The 18,403-nt window shown below is 63.0% G+C and carries 20 protein-coding genes; 12 read left to right on the top strand and 8 right to left on the bottom strand.

Annotated elements, in window-relative coordinates; all coding sequences use genetic code 11:
• Nucleotides 1–17 precede the first annotated feature (17 nt).
• From AC1MEK_RS00265 to AC1MEK_RS00245, 5 genes are all read left to right on the top strand, one after another.
• Complete coding sequence (locus AC1MEK_RS00265) at nucleotides 18–974, top strand: ABC transporter substrate-binding protein (RefSeq protein ID WP_480394249.1); 957 nt, start codon at nucleotides 18–20, stop codon at nucleotides 972–974.
• A 19-nt stretch (nucleotides 975–993) separates the two neighbouring features.
• Nucleotides 994–2,331, top strand: a complete 1,338-nt coding sequence (locus AC1MEK_RS00260) for an LLM class flavin-dependent oxidoreductase (protein WP_480394248.1) — start codon at nucleotides 994–996, stop codon at nucleotides 2,329–2,331.
• Nucleotides 2,332–2,559: 228 nt separating this feature from the next.
• Nucleotides 2,560–3,324: an SDR family NAD(P)-dependent oxidoreductase gene (locus AC1MEK_RS00255; protein ID WP_480394247.1), complete on the top strand. Its 765-nt coding sequence runs from the start codon at nucleotides 2,560–2,562 to the stop codon at nucleotides 3,322–3,324.
• A 108-nt stretch (nucleotides 3,325–3,432) separates the two neighbouring features.
• A complete protein-coding gene (gene eutH / locus AC1MEK_RS00250) occupies nucleotides 3,433–4,665 on the top strand; it encodes an ethanolamine utilization protein EutH (RefSeq protein WP_480394246.1) in 1,233 nt (410 codons plus the stop codon).
• 105 nt (nucleotides 4,666–4,770) lie between these two features.
• Entirely contained in the window at nucleotides 4,771–5,574 is an 804-nt protein-coding gene (locus tag AC1MEK_RS00245) for a LuxR C-terminal-related transcriptional regulator (RefSeq protein ID WP_480394245.1), read from the top strand.
• Here the strand turns inward: AC1MEK_RS00245 and AC1MEK_RS00240 are convergent.
• Entirely contained in the window at nucleotides 5,553–6,485 is a 933-nt protein-coding gene (locus tag AC1MEK_RS00240; RefSeq protein ID WP_480394244.1) for an AraC family transcriptional regulator, read from the bottom strand. The two genes, AC1MEK_RS00245 and AC1MEK_RS00240, sit on opposite strands and share 22 nt — an antisense overlap.
• Nucleotides 6,486–6,597: 112 nt before the next feature.
• Here AC1MEK_RS00240 and AC1MEK_RS00235 point away from each other — a divergent pair, with 112 nt between their 5' ends.
• The 3 genes from AC1MEK_RS00235 to AC1MEK_RS00225 all read left to right on the top strand — a co-directional run bounded on the left by AC1MEK_RS00235 (nucleotide 6,598) and on the right by AC1MEK_RS00225 (nucleotide 8,572).
• Complete coding sequence (locus AC1MEK_RS00235) at nucleotides 6,598–7,629, top strand: SDR family oxidoreductase (protein WP_480394243.1); 1,032 nt, start codon at nucleotides 6,598–6,600, stop codon at nucleotides 7,627–7,629.
• A 279-nt stretch (nucleotides 7,630–7,908) separates the two neighbouring features.
• On the top strand, nucleotides 7,909–8,124 hold the full coding sequence (locus tag AC1MEK_RS00230) for a hypothetical protein (protein ID WP_480394242.1): 216 nt from the start codon (nucleotides 7,909–7,911) through the stop codon (nucleotides 8,122–8,124).
• 181 nt (nucleotides 8,125–8,305) lie between these two features.
• Nucleotides 8,306–8,572, top strand: a complete 267-nt coding sequence (locus AC1MEK_RS00225; protein ID WP_480394241.1) for a DUF1652 domain-containing protein — start codon at nucleotides 8,306–8,308, stop codon at nucleotides 8,570–8,572.
• Here the strand turns inward: AC1MEK_RS00225 and AC1MEK_RS00220 are convergent.
• The gene (locus AC1MEK_RS00220) at nucleotides 8,566–9,294 is read right to left on the bottom strand and encodes an SDR family oxidoreductase (RefSeq protein WP_480394240.1); all 729 of its coding nucleotides are present in this window, start codon (nucleotides 9,292–9,294) and stop codon (nucleotides 8,566–8,568) included. The genes AC1MEK_RS00225 and AC1MEK_RS00220 overlap by 7 nt on opposite strands.
• A 141-nt stretch (nucleotides 9,295–9,435) precedes the next feature.
• Here AC1MEK_RS00220 and AC1MEK_RS00215 point away from each other — a divergent pair, with 141 nt between their 5' ends.
• Nucleotides 9,436–10,350, top strand: a complete 915-nt coding sequence (locus tag AC1MEK_RS00215; protein ID WP_480394239.1) for a LysR family transcriptional regulator — start codon at nucleotides 9,436–9,438, stop codon at nucleotides 10,348–10,350.
• A 137-nt stretch (nucleotides 10,351–10,487) separates the two neighbouring features.
• Here AC1MEK_RS00215 and AC1MEK_RS00210 read toward each other — a convergent pair whose 3' ends face one another.
• Entirely contained in the window at nucleotides 10,488–11,774 is a 1,287-nt protein-coding gene (locus AC1MEK_RS00210; RefSeq protein ID WP_480394238.1) for an MFS transporter, read from the bottom strand.
• A gap of 133 nt (nucleotides 11,775–11,907) precedes the next feature.
• A complete protein-coding gene (gene phnA / locus AC1MEK_RS00205) occupies nucleotides 11,908–13,131 on the bottom strand; it encodes a phosphonoacetate hydrolase (protein WP_480394237.1) in 1,224 nt (407 codons plus the stop codon).
• A gap of 117 nt (nucleotides 13,132–13,248) precedes the next feature.
• On the opposite strand from phnA, the gene AC1MEK_RS00200 reads away from it, so the two are divergent.
• Complete coding sequence (locus AC1MEK_RS00200; protein ID WP_480394236.1) at nucleotides 13,249–14,157, top strand: LysR substrate-binding domain-containing protein; 909 nt, start codon at nucleotides 13,249–13,251, stop codon at nucleotides 14,155–14,157.
• A gap of 95 nt (nucleotides 14,158–14,252) precedes the next feature.
• Nucleotides 14,253–14,474, top strand: a complete 222-nt coding sequence (locus tag AC1MEK_RS00195) for a hypothetical protein (protein ID WP_480394235.1) — start codon at nucleotides 14,253–14,255, stop codon at nucleotides 14,472–14,474.
• Between the two features lie 3 nt (nucleotides 14,475–14,477).
• Here AC1MEK_RS00195 and AC1MEK_RS00190 read toward each other — a convergent pair whose 3' ends face one another.
• The gene (locus AC1MEK_RS00190) at nucleotides 14,478–15,359 is read right to left on the bottom strand and encodes a LysR substrate-binding domain-containing protein (protein WP_480394234.1); all 882 of its coding nucleotides are present in this window, start codon (nucleotides 15,357–15,359) and stop codon (nucleotides 14,478–14,480) included.
• Nucleotides 15,360–15,460: 101 nt separating this feature from the next.
• Here AC1MEK_RS00190 and AC1MEK_RS00185 point away from each other — a divergent pair, with 101 nt between their 5' ends.
• Entirely contained in the window at nucleotides 15,461–16,402 is a 942-nt protein-coding gene (locus tag AC1MEK_RS00185) for an AEC family transporter (RefSeq protein WP_480394233.1), read from the top strand.
• Between the two features lie 7 nt (nucleotides 16,403–16,409).
• Here AC1MEK_RS00185 and xth read toward each other — a convergent pair whose 3' ends face one another.
• The 3 genes from xth to AC1MEK_RS00170 form a co-directional block, all read right to left on the bottom strand.
• Complete coding sequence (xth, locus tag AC1MEK_RS00180; RefSeq protein ID WP_480394232.1) at nucleotides 16,410–17,210, bottom strand: exodeoxyribonuclease III; 801 nt, start codon at nucleotides 17,208–17,210, stop codon at nucleotides 16,410–16,412.
• Between the two features lie 34 nt (nucleotides 17,211–17,244).
• Nucleotides 17,245–17,805: a type 1 glutamine amidotransferase domain-containing protein gene (locus AC1MEK_RS00175; RefSeq protein ID WP_480394231.1), complete on the bottom strand. Its 561-nt coding sequence runs from the start codon at nucleotides 17,803–17,805 to the stop codon at nucleotides 17,245–17,247.
• A gap of 135 nt (nucleotides 17,806–17,940) precedes the next feature.
• Nucleotides 17,941–18,372 (bottom strand): nuclear transport factor 2 family protein, encoded by a 432-nt coding sequence (locus tag AC1MEK_RS00170; protein ID WP_480394230.1) that lies wholly within the window; start codon nucleotides 18,370–18,372, stop codon nucleotides 17,941–17,943.
• Nucleotides 18,373–18,403 lie beyond the last annotated feature (31 nt).

Genomic DNA, 18,403 nt, shown 5'->3' with positions numbered 1-18,403 from the left:
GGCATCTGGAGACGAACGTGCGTTATCTGAAGAATCTGGCCGCAGGTGCTGCGGCTGCCTTGCTGAGCCTCGCCGCCCAGGCGCAAACCCTGACCGTGGGCGATCAAAGCTACAACGCCCAGGCCGTGATGGAAGCGGCCGGGGTACTCAACGACTTGCCCTATACCCTGGAGTGGAAGCAGTTCACCGCAGGCTCGCCGGTGGCCGAAGCACTGAACGTCGGCAGCCTGGATCTGGGCCTGCTGGGCGACGCGCCGCCGCTGTTTCTCGGTGCATTGGGCGCGCCGATCAAGGTGATCGCCATCACCCGACAGAATCTGGGCGGTGTCGCGATTCTGGCAAGCAAGGATTCGAACATTCACAGCATCGCCGACCTGCGCGGCAAGCGTGCGGCGATCTGGAAAGGCTCGTGGAGCCAGCAACTGCTGTTCACAGCGCTGGACAAGGCCGGTGTACCGCGCGATTCGCTCGACCTGCGCTACCTCAGCGCGCTGGACGCCTCCCACGCGCTGGACGGCGGCGCGGTGGACGTGATCGCCACCTGGGAGCCCTACGTCACCCAGCAGGAACGCCAAGGCGCGCGGATTCTTGCCACCGCCGAGGGGCTGATTCCGGCGCAGAGCTACGTGGTCGCCAACGCTCACATTGTTGACTCGAAACGCGCAGCCATCGATGACTTCCTCCAGCGCCTGAAAAAGGCCCGCGAGTGGACGCTCAAGGACAAGGCCAACACCGACGCCTACGCCGATGCCTGGGCCAAGCGCACCCGCGCCGACGCCGAAATCGCCCGCATCTGGTTCGCTCGCGCCCGTACCAATGTCGAGCCGCTGAGCCCGCAGGTGATCACCGATGCACAGAAGACCGTGGACTTCTTCGCAGGCCTGGGCCTGATCAAGTCGTACCCGGCGGCCAGCCTGTTCGATCAGTCATTCAGCGCGCCGTTGCAGTCTGCAACTGCACAAGCCCAGCCTTGATTCCGGGAGTTTGCCAAGCATGAGCCAACAACACGCCAAGCGGCAGATCAAACTGGGCGCCCTGACCATGGGCTGCGGCGGCCCCGGGCGGCACAACCTGTGGCTCGACCCTGAGCTGCCGGCCGACGCCAGCGTCAATATCGACTGGTACATCGACATCGCCCGTCAGGCGGAAGCGGCATTGTTCGACCTGATGTTCATCGTCGACAGCCAGTTCATCACCCCGGGCTCGCCGTCCCATTACCTCAATCGGCTGGAGCCGCTGACGCTGCTCTCGGCGCTGGCGGTGAGCACCCGCCATTTGGGGCTGGTCGGGACCCTGACCACCTCGTACAACTCGCCGTACAACGTGGCCCGGCGTCTGGCCTCGCTGGATCTGATCAGCAAGGGCCGCGCAGGCTGGAACGTGGTCACCAGCGGCGACGCCGGCACGGCAGGCAATTACAGCCGCGACGAGCACTATGACTACGACACCCGCTACGGCCGCGCCGCCGAGCACGTCAAGGTGGTGCAGGGGTTGTGGCAGTCCTATGAAGACGACGCCTTTGTGCGCGATCGCAGCACCGGGCAGTTTCTCGACACCGGCAAACTGCATGCGCTCAACCACAAGGGCGAGCACTTTCAGGTGGTCGGCCCATTGAACATCCAGCGCTCGCCCCAGGGCCAGCCGGTGATCTTTCAGGCTGGCGATTCGGAGCAGGGCCGCGAACTGGGCGCGGCCACGGCGGACGTGGTGTTCACCCACGCGGCGAGCATCGAGCAGGGCCAGGCGTTTTATCGGGATGTGAAGGGCAGGGCTGAGCGCCTGGGGCGTGACCCTGAGCAGTTGCTGGTGTTGCCGGGGGCCGAGATCTACGTGGGTGACACGGACGAACAGGCCCGGGAAATCGAGCGTCACTACCATCAGGCGGACCACAGTTTCGAGCTGGCACTCAAGGAATTCGGCCGCAACTTCGGCTGGCATGACTTCAGCCAGTACGAGCTGGACGCGCCGTTTCCGCAGGAGAGTCTTGAAGCGGCGCGGTCGAGCTTTTTTACCAACGCCAAGCGCATTGCCGATCAGGCGCGGGACAAGGGTTTCACCCTGCGTCAGGCAGTGGAGTTCGGCCGTCAGTTGCGTCCGGGGGCGTTCGTCGGCTCCGCCGAAACCGTGGCGCGCAAGATGAGCGAGTGGTTCGAAGCCCGGGCGCTCGACGGCTTCAACATCTACATCGGCCATCCGGGGCAATTCAAGCGCTTCACCCAGGAGGTCATCCCGCTGTTGCAGGAGCGCGGGGTCTACCGCACCGCGTACGAAGGCACGACCTTGCGCGAGAGCCTGGGGCTGGAAATCCCGACCTTTCGCAATCCCCGTTGACCCCAGTCACCCCCGACCCGTAGCAGCCGAGCTTGCTCGCGGGTCGTTCTCAGGATAGCCCCGCCGGCAAGCCGTGCTGCTACGGGGCGCGTTGTGCACAAAATATTTCAATAAATCATTAATTATCAACGGGTTATATGTACGTATATCCCGCGATATATTTACGCCCTCGATCGCCCGGCATAGCGTGACGCCCGGACAGCCAACGCAAGAACGAGGAAAACAGCAATGGCGCGATTGAAAGGTAAAGTGGCACTGATCACCGGCGGCGCGGGCGGTTGCGGGCTCGCCGCCAGCGAGTTGTTCGCAAGAGAAGGCGCCAAGGTCGCGATTCTCGACCTGCCCAGCAGTCAGGGCGAGGCCGTGGCGGCGAAAATCAATGCGGCGGGCGGCGAGGCCTGCTTCGTCTCGGCCGACGTGTCGTCGTCCGAGCAGGTCGAGCGCGCGGTGCGCCATGCCGAAGAGCGCTTCGGTGCGATCAACGTGTTGATGAACCACGCAGGCACCATCGCTGCGGGTCCGTTTCTGGAAACCACCGAAGGCGAGTGGGACCGCTTGATGGGCATCAACGTCAAGGGCATGTTCCTGGTCACCAAGGCCGTGCTGCCGAACATGATCGCTTCGGGCGGCGGCAGCATCATTTGCACCTCTTCGATCTCCGCTGTCGTCGGCACGCCGATGGAAGTGCTGTATTGCACCACCAAGGGCGCCTGCCACATGTTCGCCCGGGCGATCGCCGTGGAGTACCGCGACCGCAACATCCGCAGCAATGCCGTGTGCCCCGGATTCATCGGTACCGCCCATGGCCAGCGCGAACTGGAACTGCTGCGCGGCTTGGGCGTGGAAGTCTCCGACGAGAACATCGCCGCGATGCAGGGTCGTCTGTGCGATCCGGAAGAAGTGGCCAAGGCCGCATTGTTCCTGGCCAGCGACGACGCCAGCTTCGTCAATGGCGCTCATCTGTTCGTCGACAACGCCTACACCGCTATCTGATCCCGATGCGCACCCGATAAAAAACGCGCACGGCTCCACCACAACAACACGATCCGACCCTAACAAAACTGCCAGCACCATAAACTCTTACAACAGCGAGAGGCAGCAATGGAACATATAGGCACTTACGTCATTTATCTGATCATGGCGTGCGCGGTACTGGGCGCCGTCGCATCGATTTACAACGCAGAATCGGAACTGGCCAAGGAGTTCACCGCCGGCCTGCACAGCATCGGCCCGATCTTCATCCCGGTGGCCGGGATCATGGCGGCCATTCCTTTTATCTCCCACTTCATCAGCGCAGTGATCGGCCCGCTGTTCCTGGCCATGGGCGCGGACGCCGGGATCGCCGGGCCGATCTTCATCGCCTCCGACCTTGGCGGTTACCAGCTCGCCCAAGCGCTGTCCCACAGCCCCGAAGGCTGGATTCTGGGGCTGATCACCGGCTTTCAGTCGGGCTCGACGATCATCTTCGTGATCCCGGTGGGCCTGGCGATGCTCAACAAGTCCGACCACAAATACATGGCGCTGGGCATCATGGCCGGGCTGCTGGCGATTCCGGTGAGCATCATCATTATCGCCATGGGCCTGGACGTGCTTGGCATCGGCGTGCGCCCGGACATCGCCACCACTGGCGCCGCCACCCAGGCGTTGCATTACACGCTGCCGATGCTGATCCAGAACCTGATGCCGCTGATTCTGTTCTGCGGTGTGCTGGCCGCTGCGCTGCGGTTTTTCCCAGGGCTGATGGTGTACCTGTTCCTGAAACTGGGGCAGGTGATGTACGCGGCGGTGACGCTGATTCTGGTGGCGTCGATCGTCGAATACTTCACCCAGTTCTTCAGCACGGTGTTCGGCGGCTGGGGCTTTGCGCCGATCATCGCCGACAAGGACGATCAGTTCCGCGCCCTGGAAATCGCCGGCTACGTGGGCATCATGCTCTGCGGCGCGTTCCCGATGGTGTACCTGATCAAGCACTTCCTGTCCCGGCCCATCGAGAAAGTCGCCTCGCGTCTGGGCCTGTCGCCGGTCGGCGCAGCCGGGATGCTTGCCGCGTCGGCGAACATTCTGGCGATGTTCCGCCTGGTGGCCGACATGCCGCCCAAGGACAAAGTGCTGGTGATCTCGTTTGCCGTGTGCGCCGCGTTCACCTTTGGCGATCACCTGGCCTATTCGGCCAACTTCCAGCCGACCATCATCGGCCCGGTGATCTTCGGCAAACTGGTGGGCGGGCTGATCGGCATCGGCCTGGCCTACTGGCTGGCGGTGCCCAAGGCGCTGGAGCTGGGCAAACAGGATGAAACTCAAGGGGCGTATGGCGCCAACGCGCAATTGACCTGACCGGTCGTGACTTCGCTTGTATGATTCGGGACCCGGGGGTGCATCGCGATGCGCCCCCGGGCGTTTCCCCAGGATTGACCGACGCGCAGCCACACCGGGCAGACCATGAACCAGCACGACATCCAAACCCTCTCCACGCTGATTGGCGCGGTGGGCAGCACTCAATTGGGCCAGGCCCTGGACGCCATGCTCAGGCCGATCCTCGCGTTCGACATGAGCTGCGTGTACCTGTTTCGCTTCAACCACAACGCGGTGCTGATCCACGACGGCTACAACGCCTCGGTGCCCGAGACCACGCTAAGCGCTTACCTGCGCGGCGGCTATTTGCTCGATCCGTTCTACGTCGCCTGCACCCACGACCATCCGGCTGGCGTGTGGCGCATGAGCGAGTTGGCGCCGGACAGCTTCTTTTCCTCAGGCTTTGCCATTTCCCAGGACATTCACCCGTGCGTGTCGTCGCACCATGGCGCGCTGATCGAGGAGGTCGGTTTCATCATCCCGATCGCGCCGCGAGTGGCGGTGGTGTACTCGTTGATGCGCGGTGCGACCGGGGGCAACTTCTCGGTCGCGGAAATGGACGCGCTGAAGGCGTTGTCGCCGATGATCAATTCACTGTTCGAGCTGCATTGCCGCCTTTCGTACAGCGAATGTTATGCCGAGCCCGAGGGCGCGGACCTGCAGTCCGAAGACGCCTTCGTCGACATCCTCCAGGGCCAGCTCACCGAGTCCCAGCGCTACATCGCCAAGCTGATCCTGCAGGGCCACAGCAACGCCTCGATCGCGCGGGTGCTGGGGATTTCCGAAGGCACGGTGAAGGTGCACAAGCACAACATCTACCAGCGCCTGGAGATCTCGACCAACACCGAGCTTTATCGGTTGTTCATCAACTACCTGACCCGTGCGGCCTGAGTCAGCAATTGCTCGCGATAGGCTCGGGGTGACTGGCCGTTGATGCGCTTGAACGCGTTGCTGAACGCGCTTTCCGAGCTGTAGCCCACCGATTGGCCGATGACCGCCACCGAGGTGTTCTCCTCGCGCAGTGCGCGCTCGGCCAGGCGCATGCGCCATTCGCTCAGATACGTCAGCGGCGCGACGCCGGCGACGGTGCGAAAGTGCTGGGCAAAGGTGGTGCGCGACATGGCGCAGGCCCGCGCCAGTTCTTCCAGCCCCCAGGCGCGGGTCGGGTCGCCGTGCATCAGGTGCAGGGCCGGGGCGATGCGCGGATCGCTCAGCGCCCGCAGCCAACTGGCCGACATGGGGCGTGCGCTTTGCAGCCAGGCGCGCAGGATCTGAATGAACAGCAATTGCGACAGATGCGCCGACGCCAATTGCGAACCCGGCTGCGCGGTTTTGCGCTCCTGCACCAGTTGATCGAGCATCCAGCGGAAAGTCGCCGCCTGGGCAGATGCTGCGGGCACCTGAATCCATGGCGGCAGCACACCGGCCAGCAATTGCCCGCTGGCCGGGTCGAGCAGCACATGGCCGCCGATTTGGGCGAAATCCTCGCCATCGCCCAGTACTACGGGCGATGTGCCGGAAGCCTGAAACACGCTCATGGCATCCAGCGGCTCCGTTTCCAGATCGCTGCCCATGACGAACGAGCGTTTGGCGGTCAGCAGGCCGACGTCACCCGTCTCGAAGAAGCTTGGCGGCTGGCCGTCGATGTGCACCCAGCAATTGCCCTTGAGCACGGCCATGAACTTGATCTTGTCCGGTGCCGGAAAGCGCAGCGCCCAGGGGCCGCCCGCGGAGAAACCGCCGGTGGTCAGCGACCGGGCATGGGTGAGTTTGAGGATGTCGGAAAAGGGGTCTGTGGTCATTTGCGTACTATCGAGCAAGTAAAGCGCACGTTCAAGCATTCGAAATCCGGCATCCGATCTTTAATCTGCTCGCCATCGAACGCAGACACTCTGCATTGAATACAGGTGAGACATGGCTCAGGAAACGGTATTGGTCACAGGCGGCACCGGTTTTATCGCGCAGCATTGCATGATCGTGTTGCTCAACAACGGTTATCGGGTACGCACCACCCTTCGCTCGCCGGGGCGCGAAGAAGAGGTGCGCCAGTACCTCAGAACCGGCGGCGTCGAGGCCGGAGATCGGCTTTCATTCGTGATTGCCGATCTTGGAGCCGACGAGGGCTGGGCCGAAGCGGCTAAGGGCTGCTCCTACGTCATGCATGGCGCGTCGCCGACGCCATCGGGCGACCAGGTCAACGAAGAGGACTGGGTCCGGCCTGCAGTGGAGGGCAACCTGCGGGTGCTGCGCGCGGCGCGGGATGCCGGGGTCAAACGGGTGGTGCTGACCTCGGCTTTCGGTGCGATCGGGGCCGGGCACAAGGCTGATCATCCGCGACCTTTCGTGGAAACCGACTGGAGTGATCTGGCGGGCGATATTGCGCCGTATCAGAAATCCAAGACCCTGTCCGAACGTGCGGCCTGGGCGTTCATCGCCAAAGAGGGCGGCGCGCTGGAGTTGTCGGCGATCAATCCGGTGGCGGTGCTGGGCCCGGCGTTGGGTGCCGATTATTCGCATTCGATCCGCCTGATCGTGTCGCTGATGAACGGCCAGCCGGGCGTGCCGAAGATCAATTCGGGGTTCGTCGATGTGCGTGACGTTGCCGAGTTGCATTTGTTGGCCATGACAAGTCCGCTGGCCAAGGGGGAGCGGTTCATTGCGGCGTCTGGCGAGAGTATGTGGATGGTCGAGGTGGCGAAGGTGTTGCGTGAACGCATGGGCGCGGCAGCCAGCAAGGTATCGACCAAGGTCATGCCCAACTGGTTGGTACGGCTTGGGGCCAAGAGCAATCCGGCGCTCAGGCCGGTGGCACCGCTGTTGGGCGTTGATTTGAATGCCTCGGGCGAAAAAGCTGTGCGGTTGCTGGGCTGGGCGCCGCGCTCCGGAGAGGAGGCGATTGTGGCGACGGCGCAGAGTCTGGTGCGGTTGGGGTTGGTCGGGGATTGAGCGTTCGGGCGAAGCTTATATTCAGTGGGTGCCTGTTCGCTCGCTGAGTTCTGCCTGACGGCGCAAGCGTTTCGACGCCCTCGTAGCAGCACGGCTTGCCGGCGGGTGCGATCTTGAGGGCCACCCGCGGGCAAGCCCGGCAGCTACGGAAGGTTGTGGTGGTTTTGAAGGCAAGGCACTCGGCCAACCATTGGCAATCGCGACCCACATGCAAAAGATTGAACTCTCCCCCAAGCCTTGCTGACAAAACGCCATTACCCACCTGCCGAGGCGTCGTCAATGCTTGAATCCCGGGCTATCGCACTGCTGTCCACCTTCGTCGGCGAGTTGGCGGCCAGGGTTCATCCGCTCGACTTTACCGCGCTGCTCTACCTGCGCGATCAGGGGTATGTCGACGTGTGCGTCGAGGGCGGCCAGGTGATGGCGGTGCGCACCGAACGTGGGATGCGCTTCATTCTTGAACGTCTCGGTCGGCGTCAAACCGGGAATGACTGAACGCGATGTTCGCCCGGGCTTGACCTGGGTCAGTCCTCAGCCTTGCAAAAGAGGTTAAACAGAGCGACGAACAGACTGGCGTTGCAGTACCGGGAATGACCGCCCGGCCGGTGCAAGGTGAAAACCTTTGAATTCACAGCCCGCGCCTCAGTCGACCGGTCACACAACAAGGAATCCTGCCATGACCCTCTCGCCTCTGGAACTGCGCCACATCATAGAATCCGGTTTTCTGCCGCTCGAATGCCGCTGCGTATTGACCTCAGAAAATACCCTGACGATCGAGCTGCTTGATCCTGCGACCGGATTCAACAGCATCAGCGGCGCCATCCCCATCGCCAGCCTGAACACCAGCCGTGCGATCGCCGAACTGATCGGCTCGCTGCGCACGCAGTTGCTGGCGCAGCGGGATTCGCCCATGCAGGTCATGGCCGGTTTGCGCCGTCAGTGAAACGAGCGTGTCGGCCGGACCACGATCTCGTTCACGTCCACCTCATCCGGTTGCTCGATGGCGTAGCGCACGGCGCGTCCGATGGCATCGGGCTGCAGTGCGATCGCTCGCCATTGGGCCATCGCTTCGGCGGTGGAAGCGTCGGTAATGGTGCTGGCCAGCTCGCTTTCGACCACGCCCGGATGGATGCAGGTGACGCGGATGTCCGAGCGCTCCTGGCGCAGGCCGTCGGAGATGGCGCGCACGGCGTATTTGGTGGCGCAGTACACCGCAGCGGTGGGTGATACGGCCAGGGCGCCGATCGAGGCGATGTTGATCACGTGCCCGGCGCCGCGCTGAGTGAACTCCGGCAACACAGCGGCGATGCCGTGCAGCACACCCTTGATATTCACGTCGACCATCAGGTCCCACTCGGCGGTTTTCATTGCGGCCAGCGGGGAGAGCGGCATCACCCCCGCGTTGTTGATGATCACGTCGACCCGCCCCCACAACTCGCGTCCGGCCTCGGCAAATGCGTTGACGTCGCGGGCATCGGTGACGTCCAGGCTGCGCCAGGCACACTGGCCGCCGGCGGCGTTGATCTGATCGGCGATCACTTCCAGCCGCTCGGTGCGGCGGGCGCCGAGCAGCAGTTTTGCGCCGGAGCTCGCCAGTTCCCGGGCGATGCCTTCGCCAATGCCGCTGGAGGCGCCGGTGATCAGGATGACTTTATCGATGCTCATGGTGAGTCCTCATTCAGGTAGCAGAGCAATGCCGGAGCGCGGGTTGCGGCCTGCGCTTGCGGCGTTGCAAATATCCTGGAGGCCTACCACTATTAAGAGAACTCCCTGTTCACTGAACGATTTAGTAAGCAAGGCTAACCAATGAGTCTGGACCTCAATCTGCTGAAGGCGTTTCTCGCCGTCGCCCGGCTGCAGAACTTTCGTGCGGCGGCCGAGCAGCTGGATGTCACGCGTTCGGCTGTAAGCCAGAGCATTCGCCGCCTGGAAGACAGTGTCGGGGTGCTGCTGGTGCAGCGTTCCACCCGCAGCGTGCGGTTGACCGAAGCGGGAGAGCGGCTTTATCGACAAGTTAATGAGCCGATGGCGGCGATGTTGGGCGCCCTCGATGAGGCCGTGAGTCAGGGGTCGCCGACGGGATTGCTGCGCGTGGCAGTGACCTCGATTGCCGAGCGGTTTCTAGACGGACCCTTGATTGCCAGCTTCGTCGAGGCCTATCCGGGCATCACCCTGGACGTGACCGTCAGCGACGAGGAGTTCGACATCGTCGCCCGCGGTTTTGATGCCGGGGTGCGGCTGGGCCAGGTGATCGAGCAGGACATGATCGCGGTGCCGATCACAGGAACGCAGCGCGAAGTGGTGGTGGCCACACCTGACTATTTCGCCCGGCATGGCCGGCCGGTCCATCCCCGCGATCTGGCCGACCACCGCTGCATCGGCTGGCGTCGCACACTGGATGCCGCGCCGTATCGCTGGGAGTTCGCCGAGCACGGCCAGCCGTTCGATGTGGCCGTCGCGCCGCAGGTCACCACCAACGACATGCTGCTGATGGTGCGCACCGCACTGGCCGGAGGCGGCATCACCTTCGGCATCGAAGACACCTTCAGGCCCTACCTCGAACGCGGCGAGCTGGAAAGGGTGCTGGATGACTACCTGCCCGAGTTCGCCGGTTTCTTCCTTTATTACCCCAATCGCCACAACATGGCGCCGAGCCTGCGGGCGCTGATCGACCATGTGCGGCGGTATCGGGAAGAGGCAGAGTCAGCCGTCGTCTCCTGACAACTCAGTCCGGTAAAGACGCAGATCCTGTAGGAGCGAATTCATTCGCGAACGGTCTTTCAGGCGCCAGAGCTGCATCGCCTGTACCCAATTCGCGAATGAATTCGCTCCTACAGGGGTCGAGTCTTGCCGGGCAGTCAGCGCTTGATCAGTAACGACAGCACCGCGCTGGTCGCGCACAGGCCCGCCACCACCGGGAAGATGATCGCCGTGTTGCCGGTGGCGTCGATCAGGTGGCCGATCACCGGTTCACCGATGCCGGCGAACAGGTAGGACATGGTGTTGAGCACCCCGGTGGCCGTGCCCGCCACATGCCGGCCGAAGATGTCCGGGCACAGTGCCCAGAACGACGACGCAGGCCCGAACACGAAGAAGCCGCAGAGAAACAGCAGGGCGATGGCGAGCAGGCTGGCGTGGGGCACGAACATCATGACGATGGCGGTGATCGACGCCAGAATCATGTAGGTCACGATGGCCAGGTAGCGCCGCCCTTGAAACAGCACATCGGAGATCCAGCTGTTCGACAGTGCGCCCAACGCCATGCCCACCGGCAGGGCGACGGTGATCCATTTCGGGTCGATCACGGCCGCCGAGGTCTTCCAATCGACCCCGAGAAAATGCACCGGCACCCACACCACCAACGCATAGCGCGCCGCATTCTGAAAGCCGATGGCGATGCCCGCCACGTACAGCTTCCAGTTGCGCAGCACAATCGCGTAGCGCTGGCGGCTGGTCAGGTCATCTTCCGCTGCGGTGATCGTGGATGCGGCCTGAGGTGTGCCGGCGTCGAGCTGACGATCTTCGGGGCGCTCGGCCACGAACAGCCACAGCACTACGGCGCCCAACAGCATCGACAGGGGCGCGAGGCGGAAAATCCACACCCAGTCCAGCTGCATGGCCTGCAGAATCAACAGCGGCAGGATGAAGGCGAGCACCGAGGAAAACCCCGAGAAGCCCACGTACACGCCATAGACGAAGCCGCGCCGTTCCAGGCCCCACCAGTTGGACAAAAGGCGGCTGCCCGGCGCGAAACCCATGGACTGGAAGTAGCCATTGGCGCCCCAGGCGATCAGGAAGAACCAGAACGAGTGGCCGAAGCTGAACGCCCAGTTGGCAGCCAGCGACAGGATTACGCCGGCGATCATCATCCGTTTGCCACCGAACTTGTCGCCCAGGTTGCCGTTGACGAACTGGCCGGCGGCGTAGCACCACAGCATCGTGGCGCTGATCCAGCCCACTTCGTATTTCGACAGGCCGTAGTCGTGCTGCACGCCGGGTATGGCGAAGCCCAGGGTCTGGCGGCCGGTGTAATAGAACAGGTAACAGAAGGTCACGCCCATCAGCGCGCGCCATTTGTAGCGCTCGAAGGTGGACATCCGTGACGCAGGTTGCAGTTGCAGGGTATCGGCGGTTTCAAGAGGCATGCTTTGTCTCCGTGTGGCGCGCAGTCTGACGCTGCGCTCACCATTTTTTTTCTGGACGAAGCGAGGGGGGCACGCAGTCTTCGCTGCGTTTGAAGCGTGTCGAGCAGGTGTTGCGAATCCGGCCTTGCTTGGCTCAGGCCAGGTGGTTCAGCGCGAGATCGATGATGTCGAAGTTGCGCAGGCGGCGCCCATCAGCCATGGCGGCAAGGGGGCGGTTGAAGATCAGCGGCACCCGTTGTTCGGACAGCCCGCCGTGGGAACGCAAGGGCACGGTGAGGCCCGACAGGTCGTGCTTGTCTGCGGCGCTGCCCAGCACCGTCAAACGGTCTGCGATGACCACCAGATCGCCGATGCGGTCTTCGGGCAACTCGAACGTCTGGCTGGCCTGGGTGCGGGTCAGCACGCTTTCCACGCCTTCGATAGCGGCGAGATAGGCCATTACTTCGCGCTGCACGGCAGGGTCCTTCAGGTACACCGTCGCGTAGGAGCCCAGCGCGCCGTGATGCACCACGTAAGGGTCGGTGATCGGCAGCAATACGCGGCTGTGTGTCGCGCCGAAACGGGCGTCGAGCAGGTCCTGCAGGAACAGGATGTTGGGCCGGCCAATCGAATCGGTCTTGGCGTTCATGCCGTGGTCGGCGGTGATCGCCACCACTGCGCCCGCGTCGTGATAGCGCTGGAAGTAGCTGTCCATCATGGCGTAGAACGCGTTGGCCTCGGGGGTGCCGGGCGCGTGTTTGTGCTGGATGTAATCGGTGGTGGACAGGTATATGAAGTCCGGCCGCTCATGGCTCAGCAGCTCCAGCCCGGCGGCGAATACGAACTCCGACAGCTGCGCGCTGTACACCGAAGGCACTGGCATGCCGACGCGTTCCAGGATGTTTTCGACGCCGTGTTCGTGCAGGGTCACCTGGTCGGCCTTTTCAGCCGAGAAGCAGATCCCTTCCAGCCGGTGCCCCAGCAGGCTGCGCAGTTTGTCCTTGGCGGTGACCACGGCGACCCGCTGGCCGGCCCTGGCCAGTTCAGCCAGCACGGTGGGGGCGCGCAGGTACTTGGCATCGTTCATCAGGACTTCCTGCTGAGTGTCCTGATCGAAGAAGAAGTTGCCGCAGATGCCGTGCACCGAGGGCGGCGCGCCGGTGACGATCGACAGGTTGTTGGGGTTGGTGAAGGAGGGCACCACGCAATCGCCGGTCAGCACGCTGCCGAATCCGGCCAGTTTGGCGAGAAAGGGCGCCTGCCCGGCCTGGATCGCCTGGTTGATGTATTCCTGCTCGCAGCCGTCGACACAGACGACGATGGTCGGTGTGGAGGGCAGGCGATAGGTGCGTGCGTTGACGGTGATGGTCTGGGTCATGACAGATCTTCCGTTGTGGGTGATGGGCAGTTTGTAAAACCCGCCATTCAACGTAAGCTGGGCGCCTGGCTCACACAATCGAATTAAACTCGCAGTAACTGTGCGCAGGGCTCACACATGAGACAAAGACTCCCACCGCTTCACGCGCTGCGCATCTTCGAAGTCGCCGCGCGGGCAGGCAGTTATTCGGCGGCTGCCCGCGAGCTGAACCTGACCCACGGTGCCGTCAGCCGGCAGATCGCAACCCTTGAAGACTGGCTGGGGCAGCCGCTGTTCGTGCGCGACGGGCACAGCATGGTCGCCTCGCCCCATGCGCGAGCGCTGGCTCGGGAGATCAGCGCTGCGTTCGACCATATCGCCGACGCCTCGGAGCGTTACGGCAAGAGCCAGCAAGTGAAGGTCATTCGGGTCAGTGCGCCGGCCACCGTGGCGATGCGCTGGCTGATTCCGCGCCTGCCGGAGTTTTCCGAGCGCTATCCCGGCGTGGATGTGCGGGTCTCGACCGTGCTGTCGACGCAGCCGGCGTTCACCGGCAGTTTCGATGTCGCCATTCGCCGAGGCGCGCCGGAGGGCGGGCAGTTTCAGGCCATCGCCCTGTTCCGTGAGCAGAACACCGTCATCGCCAGCCCCGCGTTGTTGGCGCGAACCGGCGTCCAGACGCTGGAGCAGATGGCGGGCGTGACCTGGCTTGGCACCGAAACCCGCCCCGGTGACTGGGAAAACTGGCTGGAGGAGGCGAAGCAACCGATGTTGCGGGCGACTCGAACCCTGCGTTTCGACCACTTCTTCGTGACCTTGCAGGCGGTGGTGGACGGGTTGGGTTTTGGTATCGGCCCGTTTCCCACGCTGGAGGCCGAATGCACCGCCGGGCGGTTGGTCAGGCCATTTCCCGAATTGTCTTCACCGGGGGCGACCTACCATGCGCTGGTGCCGCTGGATGCCGACAAACCGGTGCATCTGCGGGCGTTTGTGGAGTGGTTGCAAGGGGTGGGTGCGAAGCAAGAGGATAAACCCCTGGCGATTTAAATCCTGTAGGAGTGAGCTTGCTCGCGAATGCGTCGGTTCATCCACATTTCTGCTGACTGACACACTGCATTCGCGGGCCGCGCAATGCTTTTCCGATGGGCGAGGGGGCGTACCTGTTCGTCGCGGGCGGGATCGGCATCACGCCGATCCTGGCCATGGCCCGCGCGGCGCAGCGGGCCGGGGCGCAGTGGCAGCTGCTGGACGGCGTGCCGGATCATCGCGACATGCTGCTCAGCGAAAGCGAGCGGGCGAGGGGAGACGTGATGATGCTGTGCGTGTCCCGCGCGTTGACGCCGACGCTGACGCTGGATCTTTAGATCTCAGCGCGCAGTCTGACTGGCCACTGACCTGAAGCCCTCCAGGCACGGATTCAAATTGTCCTGATTCCAGACCAGGCCCAGTTCCAGCGTCGGTGAGGCGGGCAGAGGCAAGAACCTGACGCCTGTCTTGCCGGACTGCGCCATGGCAGCAGGTACGATGGCCACCCCCAGCCCCTCGGCCACCAGGTTGACGATCGTGCCCTGCAGATGGGTGTGCATGCGCACCACGGGTTCGAAACCGGCGTCGCGACACAAGCCCATGATCATGGCGTGCAGGGCCGGGGTCACCGTCTCCGGGCTCAGAATGAAGGGCTCATCCTTGAGCAGTTCCAGGCCGACGCTGTCCTGCCCGGCGAGACGATGATCACAGGGCAGGGCAATGCTGAGTGTTTCCGAGTGCAACGCCAGATAAGCCAGCGGTTGCTTCACATGGGTCTTGAAGGCCAGGCACAGGTCGTGTTCACCGGTTTGTACCGAGCGGATCAGCTCGGTCGGCAGCAGCTCGGTCAGGTTGATCGTGACGTCGGGATATTCAAGCGAATAGCGTTTCACCAAGTTGGGAAACATCGTCCAGGCAAGCATCGAGGTGAAGGCGATGCGCAGTTCGCCACGTTCTCCCCGGGCCACCGCCTGGGTGCTGCGCAGGGTCGTTTCCAGATTCTGCAGCAGCGTCTTGCCATGGCGTTGCAGCTCCTTGCCCGCCGCAGTGAGCACCACCGAACGGGAGTTGCGCAGGAACAGTTCGCAGCCCAGTTTCTGCTCCAGCGCTGCGATTTGCCGGCTCAGGGAAGGCTGGGTGACGTTGACGCGGGCGGCCGCTTTGGCGAAGTGCAACTGGTCGGCCAGCGCCAGGAAATAGCGCAGTTGTCGAAGCTCGATCATTGATACGTTACGCGTATTGATGAGCGCCTTATTACTCATTGGACTGCATGGGTTGTCAACTTTATTCTCCTGCGCTCTCAAACCCTCGCGCCAGAGCCATCATGCACACTGTTCTCGTTGTCGTTGCGCCTATCTTTGCCTTGATTCTGGTGGGGTATCTCTGCCGTAAATTCAACAAGCTGGGCGACAGGGCGGCGTCGGAAATCAACCTGATGGTGGTCTGGCTGTGCCTGCCATCCTTGCTGTTCAAGGTCACCGCGACCACCGCCTGGAGCGATATCTGGCAGCCGGGGTTCATCATTTCGTTCGGCGCCGGCACGCTGCTGATGTTCGCGATCACGGCGCTGTGGCGTCTGGCGACCGGCCACAGCCTGGTGGCGTCGAGCATCGACGGGCTGAGCGCAGGCTATGCCAACACCGGGTACATCGGCATTCCGCTGTGCGCACTGCTGTTCGGCCAGCCAGGCCTGCAGCCGGCGCTGATTTCTTCGCTGATCGTGGTGTGCGTGCTGTTCGCCATTGCGGTGATTCTGATCGAGATCGGGCTGCAGGAAGAAAAGCACGTCGGGCACGCGGTCAAGCTGGTGATCAAGGCACTGGCCAAGAATCCGCTGGTGATTTCGCCCATCGCCGGTGCTGCATGGTCGGCGACTGGCCTGGGCCTTGGCGTGCCGGTGGTGCATTTTCTCGACATGCTGTCGGCGGCGACAACGCCCTGTGCGCTGGTATCGCTGGGATTGTTTCTGGCGCGCAAGCCGGGCGCAAATACCCACCCAGCCAATCCCTGGCCATTGGTGGCCATGAAGTTGGTGGGGCAGCCACTGGTGACCGGTTTCCTCGCATTCAGAGTGTTCCAGCTGCAACCCATGTGGGCGGCATCCGCCGTGCTGCTCAGCGCGCTGCCGACGGGGACCGGGCCCTTCATGCTGGCTGAGTACTACAACCGTGAGGCGGGGTTGATCTCCAGGACCATCCTGATCTCGACGCTGGGGTCGCTGGTGACGCTTACGTTGCTGCTGTATTACCTGCATTTCGCAGGCTAGTGATCGCTCACCTGTCCCGTTTTCGAGTGTTAGCCAGACGAATCCACGTCGGCGCGTGATCGCTCGGGTGTTCTTCGCCGCGCACCCACGCATCGACACCTGCGTCCTCTAGATAAGGCGCAAGAGCGGGGTTGAGCAGCAGATGGTCGATGCGCAGGCCGGAGTTTTTCTGCCAGTGCTGACGGAAATAGTCCCAGAAGGTGTAGACGCGTTCATCCGGGTACAGATGCCTCAAGGAATCGACCCACCCTTGAGCCAGCAGCCTGCGATAACAATCGCGGGTTTCAGGCTGGAGCAGGGCGTCCTTGAGCCAGGAGCGCGTGTTGTAGATGTCCTGGTCAGTGGGCACCACGTTGAAATCGCCAGCCAGCACCACCGGGTGTTCGCTGGCCTGTAATGATTGCGCGTGATCGATCAGGTGCTCGAACCAGCGCAGCTTGTAATCGAACTTTGGCCCCGGCTGCGGGTTGCCGTTGGGCAGGTAAAGGCATCCGACAACGACGCCGTGCGCCGCCGCCTCAAGGTAGCGTGCCTGGGTGTCGGCCTCTTCTCCCGGCAAGCCCTTGCGAATGAGCAAGGGCTGCGCGTCGCGGGCGAGGATGGCGACGCCGTTCCATGACGCCTGGCCCAGATGCAGCGACCCATATCCCGCCGCCTCGATATCACTGGCAGGGAATGCCTTGTCCGCCGCTTTGAGCTCCTGCAAACAGACGACGTCGGGCTGTTCGCGCGCAAGCCAATGCAACAGATTGGGCAGGCGCGCGCTTATGCCGTTGACGTTGAAGGTGGCGATCTTCAGGTTTTCCATCGCGGTGCGCCTTGAGCAAACCTGTAAACCTTGTTCACGAAGCCTCAAGCACGTTGCCCAGCGCCTCGTTGAAGGCAGGCAGGTCCTTGGGGTTGCGGGAGGTGATCAGCGTCCAGCCGTTGCCCGGGCAAACCTTGACCTCAGTGTCTACCCAGTCGGCACCGGCATTGGTCAGGTCTGGCCGGATGCTTGCGTATGAGGTCAGCGATTTGCCGTCAACCACGCCAGCGTCGATCAACAGCCACGGCCCATGGCAAATCGAGGCGACGGGCTTGCCGGCCGATGAGAATTCGCGCACCAGGCGTTGCGCATCGGCATCCTGGCGCAGCGTGTCGGCGTTGACGGTGCCGCCGGGAATCACCAGCAGGTCGAAATCCGAGGCCTGCAAGCCTTGCAGCCTGGCGTGGGAGGTGACGGTGACATCCTTCTCGCTGTCGTTGACCCAGGTCTGCGCTTCGCCACCTTTCACGGTGGCGTGGGTGACATCGGCACCGCGCGACTCAAGCGCCTGCATGGGCTTGAGCAGTTCGTCGCGCTCGATCCCTGTGTTGGCAGTGATGATGAGTACGCGTTTGCGTTGCGAAGTATTGGTCATGCTCGAACCCCTGCGCTGAAAATGAATGGCCGGGTTGAGGAACCCGGCCGTCTTCAGAGTGGGCAGCAGTGACTTTGGGAAGTTCGATCAATCTGCCGGCCAACGCTCAGGCCGCGGCATTCCCGCGCCTTCGAATCAGAACTTGAACGCCTGACGCCCGATCAGCAGCCACTGGCCGTGCTGCTTCTGCCAGACCTGGAAGTTTTCGATCTCGGTCGGTACTTCCACGCCGCTGTTCACCGCCTGGGCGGAGAAGTGGTTGCGCACCAGGGCGGTGTCGCCGTCGAGGGTGATTTTCTGGTTGAGCATCTGCAGGGTCTTGAAGCCGCTGCGGCCGGTTTCGATGTCGGCGATGAACTCGGCCTTGTTCTGGATCTTGCCGCTGGAGTGGCCGTAGGTCACCTTGTCCGAGGTCAGGGCGCCGAGGGTCTTGAGGTCCTTGTGCAGCATCGCCTGGGTCATCTTGTCGACGGCCTTGGCCACGTCCTGTTCGTCCGTCGCCGGGCTGGCAGCGACATAGCCGGAAAACAGGCAGACAAATCCAGCGATCAGTTTGAATCGGGTCATCGATATTTCCTTGTTGTTGTCATCGCATAAA

It is taken from the genome of Pseudomonas sp. 2 (genome assembly GCF_056627435.1).
The sequence above is the reverse complement of the archived record's forward strand: the minus strand, read 5'-3'. Positions and strand labels throughout refer to the sequence as shown.

What these genes read in the sequence shown, in the direction of transcription:
- eutH (WP_480394246.1), top strand. Translation starts at nt 3,433, where the DNA reads ATGGAACATATAGGCACTTACGTCATTTATCTGATCATGGCGTGCGCG.
- phnA (WP_480394237.1), bottom strand. Translation starts at nt 13,131, where the DNA reads ATGACCCAGACCATCACCGTCAACGCACGCACCTATCGCCTGCCCTCC.
- AC1MEK_RS00255 (WP_480394247.1), top strand. Translation starts at nt 2,560, where the DNA reads ATGGCGCGATTGAAAGGTAAAGTGGCACTGATCACCGGCGGCGCGGGC.
- AC1MEK_RS00170 (WP_480394230.1), bottom strand. Translation starts at nt 18,372, where the DNA reads ATGACCCGATTCAAACTGATCGCTGGATTTGTCTGCCTGTTTTCCGGC.
- AC1MEK_RS00175 (WP_480394231.1), bottom strand. Translation starts at nt 17,805, where the DNA reads ATGACCAATACTTCGCAACGCAAACGCGTACTCATCATCACTGCCAAC.
- AC1MEK_RS00210 (WP_480394238.1), bottom strand. Translation starts at nt 11,774, where the DNA reads ATGCCTCTTGAAACCGCCGATACCCTGCAACTGCAACCTGCGTCACGG.
- AC1MEK_RS00230 (WP_480394242.1), top strand. Translation starts at nt 7,909, where the DNA reads ATGCTTGAATCCCGGGCTATCGCACTGCTGTCCACCTTCGTCGGCGAG.
- AC1MEK_RS00225 (WP_480394241.1), top strand. Translation starts at nt 8,306, where the DNA reads ATGACCCTCTCGCCTCTGGAACTGCGCCACATCATAGAATCCGGTTTT.
- AC1MEK_RS00240 (WP_480394244.1), bottom strand. Translation starts at nt 6,485, where the DNA reads ATGACCACAGACCCCTTTTCCGACATCCTCAAACTCACCCATGCCCGG.
- xth (WP_480394232.1), bottom strand. Translation starts at nt 17,210, where the DNA reads ATGGAAAACCTGAAGATCGCCACCTTCAACGTCAACGGCATAAGCGCG.
- AC1MEK_RS00185 (WP_480394233.1), top strand. Translation starts at nt 15,461, where the DNA reads ATGCACACTGTTCTCGTTGTCGTTGCGCCTATCTTTGCCTTGATTCTG.
- AC1MEK_RS00195 (WP_480394235.1), top strand. Translation starts at nt 14,253, where the DNA reads ATGGGCGAGGGGGCGTACCTGTTCGTCGCGGGCGGGATCGGCATCACG.
- AC1MEK_RS00190 (WP_480394234.1), bottom strand. Translation starts at nt 15,359, where the DNA reads ATGATCGAGCTTCGACAACTGCGCTATTTCCTGGCGCTGGCCGACCAG.
- AC1MEK_RS00245 (WP_480394245.1), top strand. Translation starts at nt 4,771, where the DNA reads ATGAACCAGCACGACATCCAAACCCTCTCCACGCTGATTGGCGCGGTG.
- AC1MEK_RS00220 (WP_480394240.1), bottom strand. Translation starts at nt 9,294, where the DNA reads ATGAGCATCGATAAAGTCATCCTGATCACCGGCGCCTCCAGCGGCATT.
- AC1MEK_RS00215 (WP_480394239.1), top strand. Translation starts at nt 9,436, where the DNA reads ATGAGTCTGGACCTCAATCTGCTGAAGGCGTTTCTCGCCGTCGCCCGG.
- AC1MEK_RS00235 (WP_480394243.1), top strand. Translation starts at nt 6,598, where the DNA reads ATGGCTCAGGAAACGGTATTGGTCACAGGCGGCACCGGTTTTATCGCG.
- AC1MEK_RS00200 (WP_480394236.1), top strand. Translation starts at nt 13,249, where the DNA reads ATGAGACAAAGACTCCCACCGCTTCACGCGCTGCGCATCTTCGAAGTC.
- AC1MEK_RS00260 (WP_480394248.1), top strand. Translation starts at nt 994, where the DNA reads ATGAGCCAACAACACGCCAAGCGGCAGATCAAACTGGGCGCCCTGACC.